This window comes from Comamonas sp. 17RB, assembly GCF_030056555.1.
GTDB classification, from domain to species: Bacteria; Pseudomonadota; Gammaproteobacteria; order Burkholderiales; family Burkholderiaceae_C; genus Comamonas; species Comamonas terrigena.
In genome coordinates, this window is the sequence record NZ_JASHHY010000007.1 from 293,151 (window position 1) to 316,750 (window position 23,600).

Here is a 23,600-nt window from a genome sequence, read left to right on the forward strand (position 1 = left end):
GCGCCGACACCATCCGCCACCTGGAGCCTTTTGCATGAATGCAGCAGCCCGCCGACGTTCCGAGTCCCCCACCACCGCGCCCGTCCGCCGTACCGACAAGGACCAGCCGCTGATTGACGATATCCGGCTGTTGGGCCGCCTGCTGGGCGATGTGATCCGCGAGCAGGAAGGTGCCCCCGCCTACGAGCTGGTGGAGCAGGTGCGCCAGCTGTCCGTGGCGTTCCGCCGCGACGCGGACCAGGCAGCCAACAAGGCGCTGAAGAAGCTGCTCAAGGGTCTCACCGGCGACCAGACGGTCAGCGTGATCCGCGCCTTCACCTATTTCTCGCACCTGGCCAACCTGGCCGAAGACCGCCACCACATCCGCCGCCGCGAGGTGCACGAGCGCGCGGGTCACAGCCAGGAAGGCAGTGTGGAGGTGGCACTGTCGCGCATCCGCTGGGAAGGGATCGACACCGATGCCGTGGTGCAGGCGCTGGCCGCCGCCTATGTGGCCCCGGTGCTGACCGCCCACCCCACCGAAGTGCAGCGCCAGAGCATTCTGGCGGCCGAGCAGGACATTGCCCGGCTGCTGGCCGAGCGCGACCTGATCCGTGCCCGGGCCCAGCTGTATGCCAGCAGCAAGGATGCGCTCAGCCCCAGGGAGCTGGCGCAGAACGAGGAGCAGCTCAAGGCCCGCGTGGTACAGCTGTGGCAGACGCGCCTGCTGCGCCATGCCAAGCTGACGGTGGCCGACGAGATCGAGAATTCGCTGCGTTACTACGAGGCCACGTTTCTGCGCGAGATTCCGCGCATCTACCGTGAAATGGAGCAGCAGCTCGATGGCAAGCGCATCCACAGCTTTCTGCGCATGGGCCAGTGGATCGGTGGCGACCGCGATGGCAATCCGAATGTGACGGCCGAGACCCTGGCACTGGCACTGCGCCGCCAGTCCGAGGTGGCGCTGCGCCACTACCTGACCGAGGTGCACTTTCTGGGTACCGAGCTGTCGATGGCCGCGCGGCTGGCCGACGTCTCGCCCGCCATGCAGCAACTGGCGGATGCGTCGCCGGACCGCAATGCGCACCGCGAAGACGAACCCTACCGCCGCGCGCTGACCGGCATGTACGCCCGCCTGGCGGCCACGCTGCGCAAGCTGTCGGGCGGGGAAGCCGCCCGCCACGCGGTGGCGCCGCAAAACCCCTATGACACGCCGCAGGAGCTGCTGGGGGATCTGCGCACCATCGAGGATTCGCTGCAGCGCAACCATGGCGGGGCACTGGCGGCACAGCGCCTGTCGCCGCTGATCCGTGCGGTGGAAGTGTTCGGTTTCCACCTGGCCACGGTGGACCTGCGCCAAAGCTCGGACCAGCATGAACTGGTGGTGGCTGAGTTGCTGGCGGTCGCCAAGATCGAGGCCGACTACAGCGCGCTGGACGAAGCCGGCCGCCAACAGCTGCTGCTGCGCATGCTCAGCGATGCCCGCCCGCTGCGCGTGGTGGGGGCGGCGTACTCCGCACACAGCCAGGCCGAACTGGCGATCTTTGCCACCGCCCGCCAGGCCCGTGCCGACTACGGCGCCGAAGCACTGCGCCACTGCATCATCAGCCACACCGAATCGGTCAGCGATCTGCTGGAAGTGTTGCTGCTGATGAAGGAAGTGGGGCTGATGCGCGGCACGCTGGACAGCAGCGAAGCCGTGGCCGACATGGTGGTGGTGCCGCTGTTCGAGACCATTGGCGATCTGCGCCAGGCGGCGTCCATCATGCAGGCCTATTACGACCTGCCCGGCATTGCCGCGCTGTGGAAGCGCTCCGGCGCCGAGCAGGACATCATGCTGGGCTACAGCGACAGCAACAAGGACGGCGGCATCTTCACCAGCAACTGGGAACTGTACCAGGCCGAATCGGCACTGGTGCAGGTGTTCGATCCGCTGGCGGCGCAGTACGGCATCCGCCTGCGCATGTTCCACGGCCGGGGCGGCACCGTGGGCCGGGGCGGCGGCCCCAGCTACCAGGCCATTCTGGCGCAGCCGCCGGGCACGGTGCGCGGCCAGATCCGCCTGACCGAGCAGGGCGAGGTGATTGCCTCCAAATACTCCAACCCGGAGATCGGCCGCCGCAATCTGGAAACCCTGGTGGCCGCCACGCTGGAAGCCACGCTGCTGCAGCCCACCAAGCTGGCGGGCAAGCCTTTCCTGGTGGCGGCCGAAGCGCTGTCGCAGTCCAGCATGGCGGCCTACCGCAAGCTGGTGTACGAGACCCCGGGCTTCACCGATTACTTCTTCAGCGCGACACCGATCCGCGAGATTGCCGAGCTGAACATCGGTTCGCGCCCGGCTTCGCGCAAGCCTTCGCAGAAGATCGAAGACCTGCGCGCCATTCCCTGGGGCTTCAGCTGGGGCCAGTGCCGTCTCACCTTACCGGGCTGGTACGGCTTCGGCACGGCGGTGCACGAGTTTGTCCATGCCAAGGGGCAAGACCCCGCCAAGCAGCAGGCCCTGCTGCGCCGCATGTGCAAGCAGTGGCCGTTCTTCCGCACGCTGCTGTCGAACATGGACATGGTGCTGGCCAAGAGCGACCTGGCGCTGGCATCGCGCTACAGCGATCTGGTGCCCGACGCCAAGCTGCGCAAGCGCATTTTTGCGTCCATCCAGGCCGAATGGCACCGTACGGCCGAAGCGCTGGAAATGCTGACTGGCGAGAAGGACCGGCTGGCACACAACAGCGCGCTGGCACGCTCCATCCGCCACCGTTTCCCCTACATCGACCCCTTGCACCACCTGCAGGTGGAACTGGTGCGCCGCTGGCGTGATGGGGCGGGCGATGAGCGGGTGAAGATGGGTATCCATATCTCCATCAACGGCATTGCCGCGGCGCTGCGCAACACGGGCTGACAGGGCCTTCGCGGCGCCCGCCGTGGCGCTGTGTGCCTGCAGCTGGCGCCTTGCTGCGCGCGGGCGATGGCCTGGGGTGGCAGGTGCCGGTCTGCGCCAGGGCCGGCATGCTGAAACCGCCATGGGCTAAAGCCCAGCGGGCTTGCGGGCCATGCTCCCGTGCTGATAGCGGGCAGCGCCATAATGCGGCCCATGCACCAAGCTCCCATCCCGTTGTCCACGGCGTGCGGTTCTGACCGTGCCGCATTGCCGCCTGCGCTTCACGTGCCTGCCCGCCGCCTGCTGTTGCTGACGGCGGCAGCGACGGCCGCTGTCCTGGCCGGCTGTGCCAGCAGCGGCAAGCGCAGCAGCACGGCAGCCGCTGTGCCCAAGGCGCGCGGCGGCGGGGTGCCCGCGGTGAACCCGCTGGCGCTGAGCAGCGATCTGCGCGAAGCCTTGCTGGCGCGGACCATGCTGGTGGTCAACACCCCTTACACCTATGGCGGCAACAACCCGGAAGGCGGGTTCGATTGCAGCGGGCTGATCCAGTGGGCGGTCGCAGGCATCCATGCCAGCCGCCTGCCGCGCACCACGGCCCAGTGGGCCCAGGCCAGCAGTCCGGTCAACCGCGATCTGCAGCGCGGCGACTTCGTGTTCTTCAACACCCTGGGCGGCGCATATTCGCACATGGGCATTTATGTGGGCAACGGCCAGTTCGTGCATGCCCCGTCCAGCGGCGGAACCGTGCAGCGGGTACGCATGGACAACGTCTACTTTGCCAAGCGCTTCACCGAAGCACGCAGCATCTTCGCCTGAAGACCACACCACTCCACACCAAAACGGCCTGCGATGGCAGGCCGTCTGGCATGGGGCAGGGCGTAGGCCGCAGTCTGCTGACCGCGCTCAGCCCCGGTGCAGCAGAGTGGTCTGTGCCGGGCGGCCGGGCAGGTTCAGCGTGGCCACCGGTGCCGGCGTGCTGGCAATGCGCTGGCCGCGGCGCCACACACCCAGGCGGGTGCTCTTCAGGCGCAGGGCTTCGACCGGGTCCTTGGCGTGCAGCAGCACGAAGTCGGCGTTGCAGCCGGCCTGCAGGCCGTAGCCTTCCAGACCCAGCAGCCGGGCCGGGTTGCGGGTGATGGCATCGAAGCACTGCTGCATGCCCTGGCGGCTGGTCATCTGTGCCACATGCAGGCCCATGTGCGCCACGTCCAGCGCATCGCCGCTGCCCAGGCTGTACCAGGGGTCCATCACACAGTCATGGCCGAAAGCGACGGTGAGGCCGGCGGCCATCAACTCGGGCACGCGGGTCATGCCGCGGCGCTTGGGGTAGGTGTCGTGGCGGCCCTGGATGGTGATGTTGATCAGCGGGTTGCTGACCACGCCCAGCTGGGCTTCGGCCATCAACGGAATCAGTTTGCTGACGTAGTAGTTGTCCATGCTGTGCATAGAGGTCAGGTGCGATCCGGTGACGCGGCCGTGCAGACCCAGGCGCTGCGTGTGGTAGGCCAGCGTCTCGACATGGCGCGACAGCGGGTCATCGGACTCATCGCAGTGCATGTCCACGCGCTTGCCCAGCTCGGCCGCTAGTTCGCACAGCTGCTTCACGCTTTCGGCGCCATCGGCCATAGTGCGCTCGAAGTGGGGGATGCCGCCGACCACGTCGACCCCCATGGCCAGCGCGCGCTTGAGGTTGTCCATGCCGCCCGGGGTGCGCAGCACACCGTCCTGGGGGAAGGCGACCAGCTGCAGGTCGATGTAGGGCGCCACGCGCTTCTTGACGTCCAGCATGGCTTCCACCGGCAGCAGGCTGGGGTCGCTGGTGTCCACATGGCTGCGGATGGCCAGCAGGCCGCGTGCCACCGCCCAGTCGCAATAGGCCAGGGCGCGTTCCACCAGGGCGTCGTGCGTCAGCTGGGGCTTGAGCTCGCCCCACAGCGCAATGCCTTCCAGCAGCGTGCCGCTTTCGTTGACGCGCGGCATGCCGTAGCTCAGCGTGGCGTCCATGTGAAAGTGCGGGTCCACAAAGGGGGTGGACAGCAGCAGACCTTGTGCATCCACTGTTTCGTGCGCAGGGGCCTGCAGGCCTTCGGTCACTTCGGTGATCTTGCCGTCCTGCACGGCCACGGACATATGGGTGCGGCCGTCGGCCAGCGTGGCATGGGTGATCAGTAAGTCCAGCATGGGTGTTTCTCTTGGTCGGTGAAGGTGGCCGCTCGCGCACTCGGCACGTGCCGCAGCGGCCATGGACAGGGGGGCGGAGCCTCAGCGTTCGCCCTTGCGGTATGGCTTCATCAGTGCCTGGGGATAGGCTGCCTTGCGCGCCACCAGCACCAGGGCCAGGATGGACAGCAGATACGGCAGCATCAGATAGAACTGGTAGGGCAGCAGGCCTTCGCCCGACTGCTGCAGGCGCAGCTGCAGCGCATCGAAGAAGGCGAACAGCAGCGCACCCAGCAAGGCCTTGCCCGGTTTCCACGAGGCAAACACCACCAGTGCAATGCAGATCCAGCCCCGGCCGTTGATCATGTTGAAGAAGAAGGCGTTGAAGGCCGACAGCGTCAGGAACGCGCCTGCCACGGCCATCAGCGCCGAGCCGGCCACGATGGCTGCCGTGCGCACGGCGATCACCGGGATGCCCTGGCCTTCGGCCGCCAGCGGGTTCTCTCCCACCATGCGCACGGCCAGGCCCGAGGGGGTGCGGAACAGCCACCAGGCCAGCAACGGCACCAGCAGCAGGGCCAGCAGGGTCAGCACCGTCTGTTCGCCCAGGATGGGAATCGGCAGCCAGTCCATGGCCTGGAAGGGCTCGATGGTGGGCGGGGTGTTCACCTTGGGAAAGCTCACGCGGTAGCCGTAGTACGACAGCGCGGTGGCCAGCATGGTGATGCCCAGACCCGACACGTGCTGCGACAGTGCCAGGCCCACGGTCAGCCAGGCATGCAGCAGACCGCACAGGGCGCCGGTCAGTGCGGCCACCAGCACCCCGGTCCACAGCCCATGGCCGGCATACACGGTGAGCCAGCCGGTGAAGGCGCCGGCCACCATGATGCCTTCGATGCCCAGGTTCAGCACGCCGGCGCGTTCGCACAGCAAAACGCCCAGGGTCCCCAGCAGCAGCGGCGTGGCGGTGCGCAGCACGGCCACCCAGAAGGCGGAGTTCGACAGGATGTCCAGAAATTCGGTCATGCTGCGCACTCCCCGGTGAAATGGTCAGAAACGGCGCTGCCTGCCTGCTGGCAGTGCGCCCGGGGGGCCGCGTGGGCCGTCAAAGTGAGTTCATGCATGGGCCGGCTCCTCACTTCCAGCGCAGACGGTACTGCGTCAGCAGGCTGGCCACCAGCACCGAGAGCAGCGATGCGGCCACGATCACATCGGCAATCGCATTGGGCACGCCCACCACGCGGCTCATGCTGTCGGCACCCACCTGCATGCCGGCCACAAAAATAGCGGCCGCCACCACGCCCAGCGGGTGCAGGCCCGCCAGCATGGCGATCACGATGCCGGCGTAGCCATAGCCGGGCGACATGTCCAGCGTCAGGTAGCTGGTGCGTCCTGCCACTTCGATCGCGCCGGCCAGCCCGGCCAGCCCGCCGGACAGCAGGGCCACCAGCACCACGGTGCGGGTGACCGGGACACCGGCAAAACTGGCGGCCTTGGCGTTGGCGCCGGCGGCACGGATGTCAAAGCCCGCCGTCGTGCGCTGCAGCAGCAGCCAGGTGAGCACGGCCAGCACCAGGGCCATCAGCAGGCCGGTGTGCAGACGGGTCTGCTCGATCAGGCGCGAGAGTTCCAGGTCCGACTGCAGGGCCACGCTCTGTGGCCAGCCCAGTGCCATTGGGTCTTTCATCGGGCCGTCCAGCAGGTAGGCCACCAGCAGCAGCATCACAAAGTTCAGCAGCAGCGTGGTCACCACCTCGTCCACGCCCAGGCGGGTCTTCATCAGCGCCGGGCCCAGCAGCATGGCGGCACCGGCCAGGGCGGCGGCCACCAGCATCAGCGGGAACAGCACATAGATGGGCAGCTCCAAGCCGGTGCCGCCATGCATGCCGCCAACGGCAACAGCCGCCACGGCGCCGGCATACAGCTGGCCTTCGGCGCCGATGTTGAACAGGCGTGCGCGAAAGGCCACGGCCGCCGCCAGACCGGTCAGGATCAGAGGCACGGCACGGGTCATGGTTTCGCTCAACGCAAACAGCGAGCCGAAGGCACCTTTGAACAGCTCGACATAGGTGGCCCCCACGGGGGCCTTGGCCCACAGCACCAGCAAACCGCTGATGAGCAGGGTGAACACCACGGCACCCAGCGGCGCGGCCACCATGGCGGTTTTGGAAGGGGAAGGTCGTTTTTCTAATCGCATGGGAATGTGCTTTCGCCCGGGTTCAATGGGCGCCGGCCATGGCCAGGCCAATGGATGCGCGGCTCCAGTCGGCGTGGGGCCGGGCTTCGGTGAGCGTGCCTTCGTGCATCACGGCAATGCGGTCGCCCAGGGCCAGGACTTCGTCCAGGTCGTCCGAGATCAGCAGCACGGCCGCGCCGGCATCGCGGGCGGCCATCAGCTGCTGCTGCACAAAGTGCACGGCACCGATGTCCAGCCCCCAGGTGGGCTGGTGGGCCACGATCAGGCGGGGGGCTGCGCCGGGCTGGCCGTCCACCCCGGGAGGCAGCAGGGCGCGGCCCAGAATCAGCTTCTGCATATTGCCGCCGGACAGCGCGCGGGCGGGCGCATGCAGGCCGCCGCCGCGCACGTCAAACGTGGTGCTGACATGCTGGGCGTAGTCCTGTGCGGCTTTGCGCCGGACCCAGCCCAGGCGCGAGAACCAGCGGGTGCGCAGGCGTTCGGACACGGCGTTTTCCCACACCGGCAGATCGCCCACCACGCCGGTGCCGTGGCGGTCTTCGGGGATGCGGGCTACGCCCTGGGCCACCAGGGTGACGGGTGACCTGGGCAGGGGCTGGCCCAGGTAGGTCAGCTGCCCGCCGGTGACGGCGCGCACGCCGCACAGCACATCGGCCAGTGCGACCTGGCCGTTGCCGGACACCCCGGCGATGGCGACGATTTCACCGGTCTTCAGCTCCAGTGACACGTTCTTCAGCCGGTCACGGCTGTCCTTGCCTTTGGCCGGTGCGGAATCCAGCTGGCGCAGGCTGCAGACGCTGTCGCCCACATGCTGGGCCGGGCGGCGTTCGGGCAGCGTGATGGCGTGGCCGACCATCCATTCAGCCAGCTGGGCCTGGGTGCAGCCGGCGGTGGCCGATTCGGCCACCAGCTTGCCATGGCGCAGCACGGCCACGCGGTGCGAGACACGCAGCACCTCGCCGAGCTTGTGGCTGATGAAGATGATGGACAGGCCTTGCGCCACCATCTGGCCCAGGGTGTCGAACAGGGCCTCGCTCTCGGCGGGAGTGAGCACGGCCGTGGGTTCGTCCAGGATCAGGATGCGGGCGCCGCGGTACAGTGCTTTCAGAATCTCGACGCGCTGGCGCTCGCCCACGGACAAGGTGCCCACGCGGGCGTCCGGGTCCACCTGCAGGCCGAATTGCTGCGCCACGTCCAGCAGCTTGCGGCGGGCCCCGGCGGTGTCCAGGCTCAGCCGGGCCAGCGATGTGCCGCCGGCCATGATGTTGTCGAGCACGGAAAGGTTGTCGGCCAGCGCAAAGTGCTGGTGCACCATGCCGATGCCGGCGGCCAGCGCAGCGCGCGGCTGGCCCGGCGGCAGGGGCTGGCCGAACACCTCGATGTGGCCGGCATCGGCCACATAGTGGCCGAACAGAATCGACATCAGCGTGGATTTGCCGGCACCGTTTTCGCCCAGCAGCGCGACGATTTCGCCCCGCTGCAGCGTGAGCGAGATGGCGTCGTTGGCCACCAGCGTGCCAAAGCGCTTGGTGATGCCCTGCAGCTGCAGGACGGTGGGGGGCGCGGAGCCCGGTGGGGTGGATGCGGTCTCAGTGAGCATGTGTGCGGGTGCCATTGCCTGTGCAGGGGGCGCGGCGGGGAAGGGCGCGCGGGGTGGCGTCAAGGTACAGGCCCGAGGCAGGCTTGTACAGGGCCGAAGTCCCGGACTTGCGCCCGGGAAGAGCAAAGCGGTAGCGCCGACGTGCAGCGAGCCGGTGGTACCGGCTCGCTGCAGGGGCGGTGCGCAGGCTTGCGCGGTCCGGCGCTTACTTGGCCGTGGTCTTGGGCTGGCTGTCGTTCACCTTGACGGTGAACTTGCCGGCCAGGATGTCGGCCTCGCGGGCCTTGACCTTGGCTGCCAGGTCCGCCGGCACCTTCTTCTCGAACGTGCCCAGCGGGGCCAGCGACGAACCCTTGTGCTTCATCATCGAATACGGGCCGTAGTCTTCGGCCTTGTACGTGCCGGCCTTCACGGCCTGGATGGCGCGGTCCACGCTGGGCTCCATGTGCCACAGGGCCGAGGCGACGACGGTGTCGGGGTACTGGGCCTGGGTGTTGATCACGTTGCCGATGGCCAGCTTGCCTTTTTCCTTGGCCGCATCGCTCACGCCAAAACGCTCGGCGTACAGCACGTCGGCGCCCTTGTCGATCATGGCGAAGGTGGCTTCCTTGGCCTTGGGTGGGTCAAACCAGCTGTTGATGAAGGAGACCGTGAATTCCACCTTGGGGTTCACTTCCTTGGCGCCTTCCATGAAGGCGTGCATCAGGCGGTTCACTTCGGGGATGGGGAAGCCGCCGACCAGACCGATCTTGTTGGACTTGGTCATGCCGCCGGCGATCATGCCGCTCAGGTAGGCAGGTTCCTGGATGTAGTTGTCGAACACGCTGAAGTTGGGGGCCACGGGCTTGCCCGAGGAGCCCATCACGAAGGCGGTCTTGGGGAAGTCCTTGGCCACCTTGCGGGCGGCGGCTTCCACGCCGAACACTTCACCAAACATCAGCTGTGCGCCACCGGTGGCGTACTCGCGCATCACGCGCTCGTAGTCGGCGTTGGCCACGTTTTCGCTGGACTTGTATTCGATCTCGCCACGGGATTCGGCGGCCTTGAGCGCCTGGTGGATGCGGCTGACCCATTGCTGCTCATAGGGGACGGTGTAGACCGCCGCCACCTTGATCTTGGCCTGGGCCATGGCGGAAGCAGGCAGCATGCCGGCCAGTACCAGGGGCAGCGCGGCCAGGCCGCCCTTGATGAGGTTGCGCCGTGTGTTCATAGGAAAGACTCCTTGTGTGTATAGCAGGTCTGCCCCACACCGGAGCAGTCCAGATGTCTAGCAAGTTCCGCACCCAACGGGCGGCTATCTTGCGTCGGAACAGGGTCGCAGGGGACTCCGTGGAATCCCTGGCCGTGCAACGGGCAAGAAAAAGCCGCGAGGGTGTGCATCCACGCGGCGGGGTCATATGGTAGCGCGATTGGCGGGGTGTGCAGCGCTGGCCGGCGATGGTCATGTGCTGCACTCGGGATGGCGGTGTGCGCCAGGGGCGATGGCACAGCCGCCGCCGGCGGGTGGGGGGCTGTGCCGGACCGGGCCGGGTTGGGTCGGGCCAAGGGCGCCGGGGTCCGGCACCGGCCGGGCGGTCAGCTGCGCACCAGCACTTCGCCGCGCAGGGTGTAGGTCTTGGCTTCGGTGACGCGGACGTCCACCATCTGGCCGATCAGGCGCTCGTTGCCGGGGAAGTTGACCACGCGGTTGCATTCGGTGCGGCCCATCAGCTCGCTGCCGTCGCGCTTGCTCAGCCCTTCGACCAGCAGGCGTTGCACCGTGCCCACGCGCTCTTCGCTGATTTCCTTGATGTTCTGGTTGATGACGGCCTGCAGCTCCTGCAGGCGGCGCAACTTCACATCGTGGGGGGTGTCGTCGTGCAGGTTGGCGGCCGGCGTGCCGGGGCGGGGGCTGAAGATGAAGCTGAAGCTGTTGTCAAAACGGACGTCGTGGATCAGCTTCATCATCTTCTGGAAGTCTTCTTCCGTCTCGCCGGGGAAGCCGACGATGAAGTCGCTGCTCATCGCCAGATCCGGACGGATGGCGCGCAGCTTGCGGATGGTGCTCTTGTACTCCATGGCCGTGTAGCCGCGCTTCATGGCCATCAGGATCTTGTCGCTGCCGTGCTGGACGGGCAGGTGCAGGTGGCTGACCAGCTGGGGCAGCTTGGCGTAGGCTTCGATCAGGCGGGGCGTGAACTCGTTCGGGTGGCTGGTGGTGAAGCGGATGCGTTCGATGCCGGGGATCTCGGCCACATATTCCAGCAGCAGCGCAAAGTCGGCGATTTCGGTGGTGTCGCCCATCTTGCCCAGGTAGGCGTTCACGTTCTGGCCCAGCAGCGTGACTTCCTTCACACCCTGGTCGGCCAGGCCGGCGACTTCCACCAGCACGTCTTCGAACGGGCGGCTGACTTCTTCACCGCGCGTGTAGGGCACGACGCAGTAGCTGCAGTATTTGGAGCAGCCTTCCATGATGGACACAAAGGCCGAAGCCCCGTCCACGCGGGCAGGCGGCAGGTGGTCGAACTTCTCGATTTCGGGGAAGGAAATGTCCACCTGGGGCTTGGCCTTGGCGGCGCGCGCGTTCAGCAGATCGGGCAGGCGGTGCAGGGTCTGGGGGCCGAACACCACGTCCACATAGGGCGCGCGCTTGATGATTTCTTCGCCTTCCTGGCTGGCCACGCAACCGCCCACACCAATCAGCACGCCTTTTTCCTTCAGGTGCTTGAAGCGGCCGAGGTCGGAGAACACCTTTTCCTGCGCCTTTTCCCGCACCGAGCAGGTGTTGAACAGGATCAGGTCGGCCTGCTCCGGGTCGTCCGTGGATTCATAGCCCTGGGCAGCACCCAGCACGTCCGCCATCTTGTCCGAGTCGTACTCGTTCATCTGGCAGCCAAAGGTTTTGATAAAGACTTTTTTCGTGGTCATGGCAGTGGGGCGGCCGCAGAGGTCATGGCCTGTGCGCCTTGAAGAAAACCATCCGCCGGCACCATTGCAGGGCGCAGGCGGCAGTCAGAAAGAAAAAAAGAAGCGGGTGGGGCTCAGCGCTGGCTGGGCAGCTTGGCCTGGACTTCTTCCGGGGTCAGGATCCAGGCCTGGGACAGCCACTGGGTGCTGGGCTCGATCACATAGTTCACAGCGAACTTCTGGCCTTGCAGCGTGTGGGCAAGGACCAGCTGGTTCCTGGCATTGAACAGGCGAAAGTCCGGCGTGGTGCGGATCTTCTTGCCGTTGAGCGCGACCTCGGGCATGGCCGAGATCAGCAGTTCACCGCGCTGGGCGGTATCGGGGAAGCTGCGCGCAGCGTCGGGGTAGGTGCGTGCATGGGCCGCAGGCACGGCCATGCCGCCCAGCAGGGCACAGGCCAGGGCCGCAGCAGAAAAGACAGTGGAACAGCGGGTCATGGTGTACATCCAGGGGCTGAAGCCGCCATTGTACGAAGCCGCCGCTTTCACAGTGCGCTGCCGGGTCAAGTCCTCGGGGAGGCCGCTGCCAGCGGTGGCAGGCCGGCGCCAGCGGCATACAGCATGGCCTGGGGCGGGCGGCACAGCCCCCAGAAGCGCAGCCCGGTCAGCTCGGCCATGCGCACGCCCATGGCGGTGGGGGCCGAGATGGTGGCCAGCGCAGCCACCCCCAGCTTGGCGCACTTGCGCACCAGTTCATGGCTGCCCCGGCTGGACAGCACCACGAAGCCCGGTTCGCCCAGGCGGCCGCTGCGGGCCAGGCGGCCCAGCAGCTTGTCGAGTGCGTTGTGGCGGCCCACATCCTCCAGCACATCGTGCAACTGCCCATCCAGCGTGGCCCAGCCGGCCGCGTGGATGGCGCCGGCCTGGGCGTTGAGCACCTGCTTGGCCGACAGCGCATCGATGGCGCGGCACACCGTGGGCAGATCCACCCGGGCCAGCCAGTCGTGTGCCGGCAGTGGGGCAAAGTCCAGGTCCAGGGCGGCAAAGCTTTCCACGCCGCAGACCCCGCAGCCGGTGCGCCCGGTCATGCTGCGGCGATGGTCCTTGAGGCGGGCAAAGCAGCGGGAGGAGATGTCCAGCTGCACTTCTACCCCGTCCATGCCGGGGGGCAGGCCTGCGGCGGAAGCGGCCACCGGTGTGACGTCAATGCCATAACAGTCGGCGGCGCTGTCCAGAATGCCTTCGCTCAGGGCAAAGCCCAGGGCAAAGTCTTCCAAGTCCAGCGGCGTGCCCATCATCACCGCGTGCGAGATACCGTTGAACACCAGGGCAATCGGCACCTCGCTGGCCAGCACGCGCTCTTGCAGGCGCAGGCCGTCCTGCAGGTGGTGGCGCTCCACGGGGACGTGGCGGATGGCAGGGATGGAGAGGGGGGCACCGTCTGGTGGAACCAGGGAGCAGGTGCCGGCGGCAGTGTCGGTCATGGCTGCCATTATCGATTCAGCCCTGCAAACTGTCCCGGGCAAGGACGGTCTGCAGGGCTGCGGGGGCGCAGAAGGCACGCAGAAAGCGTGCAGCAGGTGGGCTGAGGGTGGAAGGGTGAATCAGGCCAGCGGCGGCAGCATCAGCGGGTTGATGCCGCTGCGCACCAGGTCCTGGTCTTCCATCTCGGCATCCAGGGCCAGGCTGGCCAGGTCATCGGCCACCAGTTCCAGCTGGTGGTCGGCCTGCAGATAAAAGGCCTTGAGGTAGCTGTGGCAGTCGCCGCAGCTCTCGGCCTTGATGGCGGTTTTTTCGTCTTCCAGGCACCAGTAGTCCAGCTTCCCGGTGGCATCGCAGCTGGTGCAGGTGGTGCGCACCACATGCCACTGCGTCTCGCACAGGCTGCACTGCAGATAGCGCAGGCCCGCCTGGGCGCCGCCCAGCACCAGGCTGCCGGTGGGGGCGTGGCCGCACGCGGGGCAGTCATGGCGGTGGGCACCCAGCTCGGCCATGCCGCTGCCGGGCAGCTGGCTGGCGAGCTGGCGCCAGTACAGCGACAGGGCGCTGTGCAGCAGCTGGGCGACGCCCGCATCGGGCAATTCGGCGCTATCGGCCGGTTCGTCGCCGCGCAGCATGGCCAGCAAGGCGTTGGCCCAGCGGTTGCGCTGGGCGCTGTCGGCCGTGCGCAGCGCTGCCAGGGCCTGCTGGATGGGCGCGCCCTGCATGCTGGCGGGCGATGCCAGCTGGGCCAGCAAGCCGTCCAGCAGCTGCAGCCAATGGGCAGAACGCTGCAGGCTGTGACTGTGCAGCGGGGCATGGGGCTGGCGCAGGGCCTCGGCCAGACCGTGCACTTCGGCGGCGCTCAGGGGCGTGGCCTCGGCCGCAGCCTGCTGGGCGTCGGCCAGGTCGGCGGCCCACAGCAGGTAGTCGGCCATGGCGTGGCCATCCGCCAGCTGGCGCAGGCGCGCGGCCCGCCGGGCGTAGGGCAGTGTGGCATCGGGCAGGCGCACCGGGGCGATGTACTCCACGCCCGGAGAGCGTTCCGATTCAGGGACGATGCGGATGCTCATCGTGCCGGCCTCGCCGTCTTCTTCTTGGCGGAGGCCTTGGCGCTGATCTGTGCATGCCAGCGGTCATGGTGGGCCTTGGCCCAGGCATGGCTGACATAGCCGGTGACCATGCCGCGGATCGAGCCCTTGACCCAGAACGCCAGGTAGATGTGGCCAATGATCAGCAGCATCAGGCCCACACCGGCGACCGCGTGCAGCAGCAGGGCCACACGCAGCACCGGGATGGGGAACAGGTGGGCGAAATAGGCGCGCCAGATCACCAGCCCGGTGAGCAGCAGCGCGCAGATCAGGCCCATGATGCCCCAGAACATGAGCTTCTGGCCGGCGTTGTACTTGCCGATGCGCAGCGGCTTGCTGTGATCGCCGGCCACCACGGACTTGACGTTTTCCAGCCAGAGGCGGTCTTCCTTTTCAGGCAGGTTGTATTTCACAAACCGGATGAACAGGTAGACCAGGGCCACGAACACCACGATGCCGAAGAAAGGGTGCAGCAGGCGGGCCATCTGCGGCGTGCCGAACACGCCGTTGAGCCAGTTCAGGCTGGGAAACAGCCAGGACAGGCCCGACATGGCCACCAGGAAGAAGCAGGTCACCATGGCCCAGTGGCACAGGCGATCGGGCAGCGGGGTGCGCAAAATCATGCGGTCTTTTTTCATGCCTTCTCTCCCTTCTTGGCGTGGTCATGCTCCTCGTCTTCATCCTCATCGACCTCGTTGGGGCCGGTGCTGATGTAGTGGGCGGCAGCGCCGGCCAGTGCCGTGACAAAGCCGATGGCCGCCAGCGGCTTGAACCAGCCCTTCCAGCCTTCCACCACGCCGCTGATGTGTGGAGCCTTGGGCAGCTTGTGGTAGAGCTCCGGCTGGTCGGCATGGTGCAGCACGTACATCACGTGGGTGCCGCCCACGCCGGGCGGGTTGTAGACGCCGGCGTTCTCCACGCCGCGGCTCTTCATTTCCTGCACGCGGCCTTCGGCCTTGTGCAGCATGTCGTCCTTGGCGCCGAAGCTGATCGCCCCGGTGGGGCAGGTCTTGACGCAGGCCGGCTCCTGGCCCACGGCCACGCGATCGGAACACAAGGTGCACTTGTAGGCCTTGTTGTCTTCCTTGCTGATGCGGGGCACGTTGAACGGGCAGCCGGCCACGCAGTAGCCGCAGCCAATGCAGTGCTCGGACTGGAAGTCCACGATGCCGTTGGCGTACTGCACGATGGCGCCGGGCTGGGGGCAGGCCTTGAGGCAGCCGGGGTCTTCACAGTGCATGCAGCCGTCCTTGCGAATCAGCCACTCCAGCTTGCCCTTTTCGTTGACATGCTCGTCAAAGCGCATCAGCGTCCAGCTCTGGGGCGAGAGGTCGCGCGGGTTGTCGTAGACGCCGAAGTTCTCGCCCACGTCGTCACGCAGATCGTTCCATTCGCTGCAGGCAACCTGGCAAGCCTTGCAGCCGATGCAGATGCTCACGTCGATCAGCTTGGCGACCTCGTCCTTGTGGTCGCGTGCATGGGCGGCCGGCGTGAGGTCGTTGGTGGCCGAGCGCCGCACGATATCTTGGGATTGCATACTCATGGGCGCGCCTTATGCTTTTTCGATGTTGACCAGAAAGGCCTTGAACTCGGGGGTCTGGGCATTGGCGTCCCCGATGCCGGGGCTCAGCGTGTTGGCCAGATAGCCCTTGCGCGTGGTGCCTTCGTAGCCCCAGTGGCAGGGGATGCCGATCTGCTCGATCTCCTGGCCATCGACCTGCAGCGTCATCACGCGCTTGGTCACCACGGCCTTGCCCTTGATGTGGCCGCGCTTGCTGGAGACGCGGATCATGTCGCCGGCCTTGATGCCTTTCCTGTCGGCCAGCTTTTCCGAGAGTTCGATGAACTGTTCGGGCTGGACGATGGCGTTCAGGCGCGAGTGCTTGGTCCAGTGGCGGAACATCTCGGTGATCGAGTAGGTCGTGGCCACATAGGGGAACTGCTCGCGCGAGCCCATGCGGGCGGCATCGTCGGCAAAGACGCGCGCCACGGGGCTCTTGCTGACCTGGGGGTGCAGCGGGTTGGCGGCCAGCGGGCTTTCGGTGGGTTCGTAGTGCTCAGGGAAGGGACCGTCGTTCATGCCCTTGAGCGAGAACAGGCGGCCCAGACCGTCGGGCTGCATGATGAAGGGGCTGACGCCGCTGTTCGGCGCTGCCGTCAGCGGGTAGTCGGGCACGTCCGCGCCGCCCCATTTCTTGCCGTCCCAGTGCAGGATCTGGCGCTTGGGATCCCAGGGCTTGCCCGAGGGATCGGCCGAGGCGCGGTTGTACAGCACGCGGCGGTTGGCCGGCCAGGCCCAGGCCCAGCCGGGGGTGTTGCCATGTCCGGTGTCGGTGTTGTCGCGGCGCGCCATCTGGTTGCCGGCTTCGGTCCACGAACCGGCAAAGATCCAGCAGTAGCTCGCGGTGGTGCCGTCATCGCGCAGCATGCCGAAATCGGACAGCAGCGATCCCTTCTTGGCGATCAGCTTGCCGCTGTCGTCGTACAGGTCCGCCAGCGCATAGCCGTTGGTTTCCTTGGCCACTTCCTCGGGGTGCGGATCGTAGGGGTTGTGGTATTGCCAGCGCGTGTTCATCAGCGGCGCCGGGTTGGCACCGCCTTCCTTGGCGTACAGCTCGCGCAGCTTCATGAAGATGCCGCCCAGAATGCGGCCGTCATGGCGCGCCTCGAACGGCGGCTCCTGTGCGGCCCAGTGCCACTGCAGCCAGCGGCCGGAGTTGACGATGGTGCCGTTTTCCTCGGCAAAGCACGACGAGGGCAGGCGGAACACCGTGGTCTGGATCTGGGAGGGGTCCACGTCGTTGAATTCGCCGTGGTTCTTCCAGAAGGTGGAGGTCTCGGTCTGCAGCGGGTCGATGATGACCAGGAACTTGAGCTTGGACAGCGCGTCGCGGATCTTGCCGGAGTCGGGCATGGCCGCCACCGGGTTGAAGCCCTGGGCGATGTAGCCGTTGACCTTGCCGCGGTACATCAGATCGAAGTAGGCCAGCATGTCGTAGCTGCGGTCCCACTTGGGCAGCCAGTCGTAGCCCCAGCTGTTCTCGCGCGTGGCATGGTCGCCGTACAGGTCCTTCATCAGGCTGACGAAGAACTTGGGCGTGTTCTTCCAGAAGTTGACCTGGCCGGGCAGATCGGCCTGCGGCGTGGACTCCTTCAGGTAGTCGTCCATGGTCTGCTGCTGGTCGGTCGGCAGGTTCAGGTAGCCGGGCAGGCGGGTGGAGAGCAGGCCCAGGTCGGTATAGCCCTGGATGTTGGAGTGGCCGCGCAGCGCATTCACGCCGCCGCCGGCCATGCCGATGTTGCCCAGCAGCAGCTGGATCATGGCCGAGCCGCGGATGATCTGTGCGCCCGCCGTGTGGTGGGTCCAGCCCAATGCGTACAGGAAGGTCGCAGTGCGGTCGGGCACGCAGGTGCTGGCCAGTTGCTCGCACACATGCAGGAAGTCTTCGACCTGGGTGCCGGTGATGGTGTTCACCATCTCGGGCGTGTAGCGCTCCACATGCTTCTTCAGCAGGTTCAGCACGCAGCGCGGGTGCTGCAGCGTCAGGTCCTGCAGCGCATGACCCTGGGCATCGCGCTCGTAGGTCCAGCTGCTCTTGTCGTAGCTCTTCTTGTCGGCATTGTAGCCGCTGAACAGGCCTTCTTCGAAGCTGTAGTCCTCGCGCACGATCAGGCTGGCGTTGGTGTAGGCCTTGACGTATTCGTGCTGGATCTTGTCGTGCTGCAGCAGGTAGTTGACGATGCCCATCAAGAAGGCCGCGTCGGAGCCGGCGCGGATCGGGGCGTAGAAATCCGCCACCGATGCCGTGCGGTTGAAGCGCGGATCCACCACCATCAGATGGGCTTTGTTGTGGATCTTGGCTTCGATGGCCCACTTGAAGCCCACGGGGTGGGCTTCCGCCGGGTTGCCGCCCATGACCAGAATCACGTTGGCGTTCTTGATGTCCACCCAGTGGTTGGTCATCGCCCCGCGGCCGAAAGAGGGCGCCAGGGCCGACACCGTGGGGCCGTGGCACAGGCGCGCCTGGCAGTCGAAGCCGACCATGCCCAGTGCGCGCGCAAAGCGGAAGTCCAGCACGCCGGTTTCGTTGGATGCGGCCGACGAGGCCAGCATGCCGGTGCTGAGCCAGCGGTTGACCACCTGGCCCTTCTCGTTCTTCTCGATGAAGTTGGCGTCGCGGTCGTCCTTGAGCAGGCGGGCGATGCGCTCGTTGGCTTCGTCCCAGCTGATGCGCTTCCACTCGTTGGTGCCGGCTTCGCGCACCTCGGGGTACTTCAGGCGCTGGTCGGAGTGGATGTAGTCCAGTGCCCCCGCGCCCTTGGGGCACAGCGAGCCGCGGCTGACCGGGTGGTCCGGGTCACCTTCGATGTGGAAGATCTTGGCCTTGGCGTTTTTGGCGCCGTCGCCCAGGCTGTACATCAGCATGCCGCAGCCGACCGAGCAATAGGTGCAGTTGTTGCGGGTTTCCTTGGCGCGCAGCAGCTTGTACTGGCGGGGCAGGGTGGCCATGGCCACCGAGGGGGCAAAGCCCAGGGCTGCAGCCGTCGCACCGGCCGCACCGGCGCCACAGAGCTTGAAGAATCTTCTTCTGCCGTGATTCATCGTGATTCGTTTTTCTTCAACCGCGCTCCCATGACCATGGAGGGCGTTAGGTTTGCAGGCGCGGCATGCATGCGCCTGGTGAGCCGGGGGGACAGCCCGGACTCGAAGCCTCGACCTTGACGATTGCCCACGCATTGCCGGACCTCACGGGCCACGTCGAATGTTGAGGGGTGCCAATGGCAAGCAATTGAACCGGTGCGGCAGGCGCCGGTTCGCAAAGCGAGGAATTGCGTGAAGACCCTCAAGTCTTCATGTCATCCAGTTCCTACAAGGAGACGGGAAGGCACGCGAATCTATTCACCTCACACCTTGATGTCCAGCAAACATGAGCGCAAGCCTCGGGTATGCATTCCCCGCGCGCACGGTCACCGCAATGCATGCACTCAATCCAGCAGGGCCACACCCTTGACCTGGGCCCAGGCGGATTGGCCGGCGCACAGGCCCATCTGCTGCACCGAATGCTGGCTCAGCCGGGCCAGCAGCATGGTGGCGCCAGCCTGCAGCTGCAGCATGGCGTAGCCCGGGGCTTCGGGCTGGATGGCGGCTATCTGCACCGGCAGCACATTGAGAATGCTGGAATACGCGGGTGGCACCAGCGCCACACTCACGTCCCGCGCCTGGATGCGCAGGCGCACCGCCGTGCCGGGGGCGCGAGCCTGGGTGCCGACCAGGCGCAGCTGGCCACCGTCGAACTGCGCCGTGGTCAGGTGGTCGCTGGCGTCGTGTTGCGTGACCGTGGCGGGCACCACCGCCGCTGCCGTGTCCCCGTGGGCCAGGGGCAGGTCCAGGCGTGCCAGCAGTTGGGCCGTGTGGCCTTCGGCCACCACCCGGCCGGCGCGCAGCAGCACCAGGTGGCTGGCCAGGCGTGCCACCTCGTCCAGCGAATGGCTGATGTAGAGCACCGGAATGTCCAGGTGGGCCTGCAGACGGTCCAGATAGGGCAGCACCTCGGCCTTGCGTTCGGCATCCAGCGCCGAGAGCGGCTCGTCCATCAGCAGCACGCGCGGGCTGGTGGCCAGGGCCCGGGCGATGGCCACGCGCTGGCGTTCGCCGCCGGACAAGGTGGATGGCTTGCGCGGCAGCAGCGGTGCAATGCCCAGCAGCTCGATCACCTGCTCCAGCGCCACACGCTGGCGGGCAGCCGGGGTGCGGCGCAGGCCGTAGCGGATGTTGTCCTCGGCCGTGAGGTGGGGGAACAGGCTGGCTTCCTGGAACACATAGCCCAGGGCGCGCTGGTGCGTGGGCAGCCAATGCCGGGCCGCGTCGTCCTGCCAGACATCGCCGTTCACGGTGACGCGGCCATGCGCGCGCTCCAGCCCGGCGATGCTGCGCAGCAAGGTGGTCTTGCCGCAGCCGGATGGGCCGAACAGGGCCGTCACGCCCTGACCGGGCAGGTTGAGCTGTACATCCAGTGCAAAGTCGGCGCGCTGCAATTGCAGGTGGGCCGCAATGCTGCGGTCGTTGGAGTGGGGCGCGGTCATAGTGGAGAGGCGTGGCGGTGTTCGCGCGGCTGCAGCCAGCTCAGCAGCACCAGTACCACAAAGGCAAAGGCGACCATGCCGCCGGCCAGCCAGTGGGCCTGGGCGTATTCCATGGCTTCCACGTGGTCGTAGATCTGCACCGACACCACGCGGGTCACGCCGGGGATGTTGCCGCCCAGCATCAGCACGATGCCGAATTCGCCCACGGTGTGGGCAAAGCTCAGCACGGCGGCGGTGATGAAGCCGGGCCGTGCCAGCGGCAGGGCCACGGTGAAGAAGCGGTCCAGCCGGCTGGCGCCCAGTGTGGCCGCCACTTCCAGCGGGCGGTTGCCGATGGATTCGAACGCGCGCTGCAGCGGCTGCACGGCAAACGGCAGCGAGTACACGACCGAGCCTACCACCAGCCCGGGGAAGGTGAAAGGCAGGCGCCCCAGGCCCAGGGCCTCGGTCAGCTGGCCGATGGGGCCGTGGGGCCCCATGGTGACCAGCAGATAGAAACCGATCACCGTGGGCGGCAGCACCAGCGGCAGTGCCACCACGGCACCGATGGGCCCACGCCAGCGCGAGTGCGTGTGTGCCAGCCACCAGGCCAGCGGCGTGGTCAGCACCAGCAGCAGCACGGTGGTGACGCTGGCGAGCTCCAGCGTCAGGCGGATGGCGGCCCAGTCTTCCGGGCTGAGGTGGGGTGTGTTCACGGCGTGGCGGCAGAAAGCCGCACTATATAAAAACCGAAGGAGCGCTGTCCGTGCGCAGGCGGCCAGGACAGCGGCATCCCCTTATGCGGAAACCTGCGCGGTGCGCGCAGGTGCACTGTGGTGCTTAGAAGGCGTAGCCATAGGACTTGATGATGGCGCGGGCCTTGTCGCCCTTGAGGTAGTCCATCAGCGCCTTGGCGGCGGCATTGTCCTTGGCGCTTTTCAGCACGATGGCGTCCTGGCGGATGGGCTCGTGCATGGAGGCGGGAACGATCCAGGCCGAGCCTTCACGGATATTGCCGTCTTCCATCACCTGCGACAGCGCCACAAAGCCCAGTTGCGCATTGCCGCTGGCGGCGAACTGGTAGGTCTGGCCGATGTTCTCGCCCAGCACGGTCTTGGGCTGCACCTGGGCGGTGAGGCCCAGCTTGCCCAGGGTTTCCATGGCAGCCAGGCCGTAAGGGGCCAGCTTGGGATTGGCGATGGCAATGTGCTGCCAGTCATTGCGCTGGAGCACGGCACCCTTGTCGTCCACATAGCCTGCCTGCTTGCTCCACAGCACCAGCTGGCCGATGGCATAGGTGAAGCGGCTGGCGTCCACGCCCTTGCCTTCCTTGGCGATCTTTTCGGGCGTGGTGTCATCCGCAGCCAGCAGAATGCCAAACGGTGCACCGTTGCTGATCTGGGCGTAGAACTTGCCGGTGGCCCCAAACGACAGCACGGCCTTGTGGCCCGTGTCCTTCTCGAACTGGGCAGCAATCTTCTGCATCGGGGCGGTGAAGTTGGCGGCCACTGCCACGGACACTTCGTCGGCGTGGGCCGCACCGGCCAGCAGCACCGCACAAGCGAGGGTCAGGTGGCGCAGAGGGAAAGACTGGGACATGGTTCGCTATTCCTTATTTGAATAGCGCGAAGTATAGCCATCCCGTCCGCCTGCAACTTTTTGTGCAGGCATGATGCGGGGCTATGGCTGACCGCACCGCTTCTTCTTCCCCCATGCCCGCGACGGCTTTGCTCGATGCGCTGGGCCACAGCATGTCGGACAAGCGCATCGAGGTGCTGCGACACCTGGTGCACAACGGCTCCATCTCCCAGTCCGCGCGCGACTGCGGCATCAGCTACAAGGCGGCCTGGCAGGCGCTGGACACCTTGACCAATCTGGCGGGGGTGACCCTGGTGGAGCGCAGCGTGGGCGGCGCCGGCGGGGGCGGTGCCACGCTGACCGAGGCCGGTCATGCCCTGCTGCAGGCGGCCGATGCCATGGAGCGTGCCCGCTCCGAGGTGCTGGCCCGCTTGCAGGGCGCCGGCCTGCACCAGCCGGTGCTGGCACGCCTGGCCGTACGCACCAGCATGCGCAACCAGTGGCCTTGCACGGTGCAGTCGCTGCACACCGAAGGCGGCCGTGTGACCGTGCTGCTGCGCACCGACAGCCGCCATGCGGCCCCGTTGCGAGCCCAGGTGACGCGCGAAAGTGCCGAACTGATGGGGCTGGTTCCCGGCCAGGCGGTGCTGGCCATGGCCAAGGCCACAGCGGTGCAGGTGCTGTCCGGGGCGGCGGCGGCCGATGGGTTGCAGGCCACGGTCTGGGACGGCGAAGTGACGCGGGCCGATACCGGCGAGGGCGCGGAAGTGGCTGTGCGCCTGCCGGGCGGCGTGCATGTGGTGGGGTTTGCAGTGGGCGCGCCGCTGCAGCCCGGCGCGCAGGTACAGGTGCGCATTCCTGCGGCGGCCGTGGTGCTGGCGCTGGTGGATGGGGCAGGTCTGGCCGGTGCTTGATGCATGTCAATCCCGCCGATGGCCGGTGGTGGGATAGTGGGCCTAATGTGACCCCTGGTACGGCGGATACGCGCCAGCCATGGCGGACAGGTATCGGGGATACCTCATTTTTGACACAATACGGACCATACCGCATGACTCTGCCCGGGGAGGCAGCGCACCACATTGAGAGCTATCTGTGAGTATCTTTGATCGCCTGAAATCCAATCTGTCCGGCAGTGATGCCGCTCCTGCCGCTGCGACATCCGCTGACGATGAGGGGAAGGTGGGCGGTGGCCGCTTCATGGGCAAGGACGAATCCCAGGCCATGCGCCGTGCGGAGCGTGCCGCCCCGGAAAAACCGGTGGAAAAAGGGCTGAGCGGACCAGGTGAGGTGTGGGTGTTTGTCTGCCCCAATACCCAGCGCCTGATTCTGGTGCCCCGGCTGGGAGCCGCCCAGGGCGAGGTGCTGACCCAGCACATGCTGTCCGATCTGCAGCGCATCGGCCTGTGCGAAGAGGTGTCCTACCACGCAGGCTACGACCAGTACTGGAAAATGCCGACGCAGGAAGCCATTTTGCGCATGCCCACGCTGCACAGCGTGGAAGTGCTGCCCATGAAGCAGATGAAGCTGACCACCCAGCTGGTCAAGCCGGGCGAGGCGCGCGGCTTCTGGATGCGGGTGCGCCTGCGCGAAGAATCGGAGCTGCCGCAGCCCGACTCGGCGCAAGACAGCCGCGTGGGCTGAGCCTGCCCTGACTGCCCAGAAGACACCGCCTTCGGGCGGTTTTTTCATGGGC

19 protein-coding genes are annotated in these 23,600 nt (G+C 66.8%); 4 read left to right on the forward strand and 15 right to left on the reverse strand.

The genetic code is table 11. The features are described 5' to 3' along the window. Window positions 1-34: 34 nt before the first annotated feature. Window positions 35-2,875: a phosphoenolpyruvate carboxylase gene (gene ppc / locus QM470_RS14485; protein WP_192334703.1), complete on the forward strand. Its 2,841-nt coding sequence runs from the start codon at window positions 35-37 to the stop codon at window positions 2,873-2,875. Window positions 2,876-3,067: 192 nt separating this feature from the next. After that, window positions 3,068-3,670 carry a C40 family peptidase gene (locus tag QM470_RS14490; protein ID WP_283339748.1) on the forward strand — a complete coding sequence of 201 codons (603 nt, stop codon included), beginning with the start codon at window positions 3,068-3,070 and terminating at the stop codon, window positions 3,668-3,670. Window positions 3,671-3,757: 87 nt separating this feature from the next. Here QM470_RS14490 and QM470_RS14495 read toward each other — a convergent pair whose 3' ends face one another. The 15 genes from QM470_RS14495 to modA form a co-directional block, all read right to left on the reverse strand. Further along, the gene (locus tag QM470_RS14495; protein WP_283339749.1) at window positions 3,758-5,035 is read right to left on the reverse strand and encodes an amidohydrolase family protein; all 1,278 of its coding nucleotides are present in this window, start codon (window positions 5,033-5,035) and stop codon (window positions 3,758-3,760) included. A gap of 81 nt (window positions 5,036-5,116) precedes the next feature. Then, complete coding sequence (locus QM470_RS14500) at window positions 5,117-6,040, reverse strand: ABC transporter permease (protein WP_283339750.1); 924 nt, start codon at window positions 6,038-6,040, stop codon at window positions 5,117-5,119. Window positions 6,041-6,149: 109 nt separating this feature from the next. Beyond that, window positions 6,150-7,211, reverse strand: coding sequence for an ABC transporter permease (locus tag QM470_RS14505; protein ID WP_272970984.1), 1,062 nt, complete (start codon window positions 7,209-7,211; stop codon window positions 6,150-6,152). Window positions 7,212-7,233: 22 nt separating this feature from the next. Further along, window positions 7,234-8,811: an ABC transporter ATP-binding protein gene (locus tag QM470_RS14510; RefSeq protein ID WP_283339751.1), complete on the reverse strand. Its 1,578-nt coding sequence runs from the start codon at window positions 8,809-8,811 to the stop codon at window positions 7,234-7,236. 205 nt (window positions 8,812-9,016) lie between these two features. After that, window positions 9,017-10,021, reverse strand: a complete 1,005-nt coding sequence (locus tag QM470_RS14515) for a BMP family protein (protein ID WP_066540723.1) — start codon at window positions 10,019-10,021, stop codon at window positions 9,017-9,019. A 365-nt stretch (window positions 10,022-10,386) separates the two neighbouring features. Continuing rightward, the gene (gene miaB, locus QM470_RS14520; protein ID WP_283339753.1) at window positions 10,387-11,718 is read right to left on the reverse strand and encodes a tRNA (N6-isopentenyl adenosine(37)-C2)-methylthiotransferase MiaB; all 1,332 of its coding nucleotides are present in this window, start codon (window positions 11,716-11,718) and stop codon (window positions 10,387-10,389) included. 113 nt (window positions 11,719-11,831) lie between these two features. Then, the gene (locus QM470_RS14525; protein WP_218332891.1) at window positions 11,832-12,194 is read right to left on the reverse strand and encodes a hypothetical protein; all 363 of its coding nucleotides are present in this window, start codon (window positions 12,192-12,194) and stop codon (window positions 11,832-11,834) included. Window positions 12,195-12,259: 65 nt separating this feature from the next. Beyond that, window positions 12,260-13,189: a formate dehydrogenase accessory sulfurtransferase FdhD gene (gene fdhD, locus QM470_RS14530; protein ID WP_502846846.1), complete on the reverse strand. Its 930-nt coding sequence runs from the start codon at window positions 13,187-13,189 to the stop codon at window positions 12,260-12,262. Window positions 13,190-13,300: 111 nt separating this feature from the next. Further along, window positions 13,301-14,248, reverse strand: coding sequence for a formate dehydrogenase accessory protein FdhE (gene fdhE / locus QM470_RS14535; RefSeq protein WP_283339755.1), 948 nt, complete (start codon window positions 14,246-14,248; stop codon window positions 13,301-13,303). Continuing rightward, on the reverse strand, window positions 14,245-14,904 hold the full coding sequence (locus QM470_RS14540; protein WP_283339756.1) for a formate dehydrogenase subunit gamma: 660 nt from the start codon (window positions 14,902-14,904) through the stop codon (window positions 14,245-14,247). The genes fdhE and QM470_RS14540 overlap by 4 nt, the downstream gene beginning before the upstream one ends. Further along, complete coding sequence (gene fdxH / locus QM470_RS14545; RefSeq protein ID WP_283339757.1) at window positions 14,901-15,809, reverse strand: formate dehydrogenase subunit beta; 909 nt, start codon at window positions 15,807-15,809, stop codon at window positions 14,901-14,903. The genes QM470_RS14540 and fdxH overlap by 4 nt, the downstream gene beginning before the upstream one ends. 9 nt (window positions 15,810-15,818) lie before the next feature. Beyond that, window positions 15,819-18,869, reverse strand: coding sequence for a formate dehydrogenase-N subunit alpha (gene fdnG / locus QM470_RS14550; RefSeq protein ID WP_283339758.1), 3,051 nt, complete (start codon window positions 18,867-18,869; stop codon window positions 15,819-15,821). 383 nt (window positions 18,870-19,252) lie between these two features. Next, a complete protein-coding gene (modC, locus tag QM470_RS14555) occupies window positions 19,253-20,350 on the reverse strand; it encodes a molybdenum ABC transporter ATP-binding protein (RefSeq protein WP_279998064.1) in 1,098 nt (365 codons plus the stop codon). Then, entirely contained in the window at window positions 20,347-21,045 is a 699-nt protein-coding gene (gene modB, locus QM470_RS14560; protein ID WP_283339759.1) for a molybdate ABC transporter permease subunit, read from the reverse strand. Before modB ends, modC begins: the two co-directional genes overlap by 4 nt. Before the next feature lie 124 nt (window positions 21,046-21,169). Then, on the reverse strand, window positions 21,170-21,928 hold the full coding sequence (modA, locus tag QM470_RS14565; protein ID WP_283339760.1) for a molybdate ABC transporter substrate-binding protein: 759 nt from the start codon (window positions 21,926-21,928) through the stop codon (window positions 21,170-21,172). Window positions 21,929-22,011: 83 nt separating this feature from the next. Here modA and QM470_RS14570 point away from each other — a divergent pair, with 83 nt between their 5' ends. Next, the gene (locus QM470_RS14570; RefSeq protein ID WP_283339761.1) at window positions 22,012-22,821 is read left to right on the forward strand and encodes a TOBE domain-containing protein; all 810 of its coding nucleotides are present in this window, start codon (window positions 22,012-22,014) and stop codon (window positions 22,819-22,821) included. Between the two features lie 178 nt (window positions 22,822-22,999). After that, window positions 23,000-23,548, forward strand: a complete 549-nt coding sequence (locus QM470_RS14575; RefSeq protein ID WP_066540746.1) for a hypothetical protein — start codon at window positions 23,000-23,002, stop codon at window positions 23,546-23,548. Window positions 23,549-23,600 lie beyond the last annotated feature (52 nt).

Coding starts and splice junctions, on each gene's coding strand:
- fdxH (WP_283339757.1), bottom strand. CDS start 15,809: ATGAGTATGCAATCCCAAGATATCGTGCGGCGCTCGGCCACCAACGAC.
- QM470_RS14495 (WP_283339749.1), bottom strand. CDS start 5,035: ATGCTGGACTTACTGATCACCCATGCCACGCTGGCCGACGGCCGCACC.
- fdnG (WP_283339758.1), bottom strand. CDS start 18,869: ATGAATCACGGCAGAAGAAGATTCTTCAAGCTCTGTGGCGCCGGTGCG.
- QM470_RS14490 (WP_283339748.1), top strand. CDS start 3,068: ATGCACCAAGCTCCCATCCCGTTGTCCACGGCGTGCGGTTCTGACCGT.
- fdhD (WP_502846846.1), bottom strand. CDS start 13,189: ATGGCAGCCATGACCGACACTGCCGCCGGCACCTGCTCCCTGGTTCCA.
- modA (WP_283339760.1), bottom strand. CDS start 21,928: ATGTCCCAGTCTTTCCCTCTGCGCCACCTGACCCTCGCTTGTGCGGTG.
- QM470_RS14540 (WP_283339756.1), bottom strand. CDS start 14,904: ATGAAAAAAGACCGCATGATTTTGCGCACCCCGCTGCCCGATCGCCTG.
- QM470_RS14525 (WP_218332891.1), bottom strand. CDS start 12,194: ATGACCCGCTGTTCCACTGTCTTTTCTGCTGCGGCCCTGGCCTGTGCC.
- modC (WP_279998064.1), bottom strand. CDS start 20,350: ATGACCGCGCCCCACTCCAACGACCGCAGCATTGCGGCCCACCTGCAA.
- QM470_RS14505 (WP_272970984.1), bottom strand. CDS start 7,211: ATGCGATTAGAAAAACGACCTTCCCCTTCCAAAACCGCCATGGTGGCC.
- fdhE (WP_283339755.1), bottom strand. CDS start 14,248: ATGAGCATCCGCATCGTCCCTGAATCGGAACGCTCTCCGGGCGTGGAG.
- QM470_RS14515 (WP_066540723.1), bottom strand. CDS start 10,021: ATGAACACACGGCGCAACCTCATCAAGGGCGGCCTGGCCGCGCTGCCC.
- miaB (WP_283339753.1), bottom strand. CDS start 11,718: ATGACCACGAAAAAAGTCTTTATCAAAACCTTTGGCTGCCAGATGAAC.
- QM470_RS14570 (WP_283339761.1), top strand. CDS start 22,012: ATGGCTGACCGCACCGCTTCTTCTTCCCCCATGCCCGCGACGGCTTTG.
- QM470_RS14510 (WP_283339751.1), bottom strand. CDS start 8,811: ATGCTCACTGAGACCGCATCCACCCCACCGGGCTCCGCGCCCCCCACC.
- ppc (WP_192334703.1), top strand. CDS start 35: ATGAATGCAGCAGCCCGCCGACGTTCCGAGTCCCCCACCACCGCGCCC.
- QM470_RS14500 (WP_283339750.1), bottom strand. CDS start 6,040: ATGACCGAATTTCTGGACATCCTGTCGAACTCCGCCTTCTGGGTGGCC.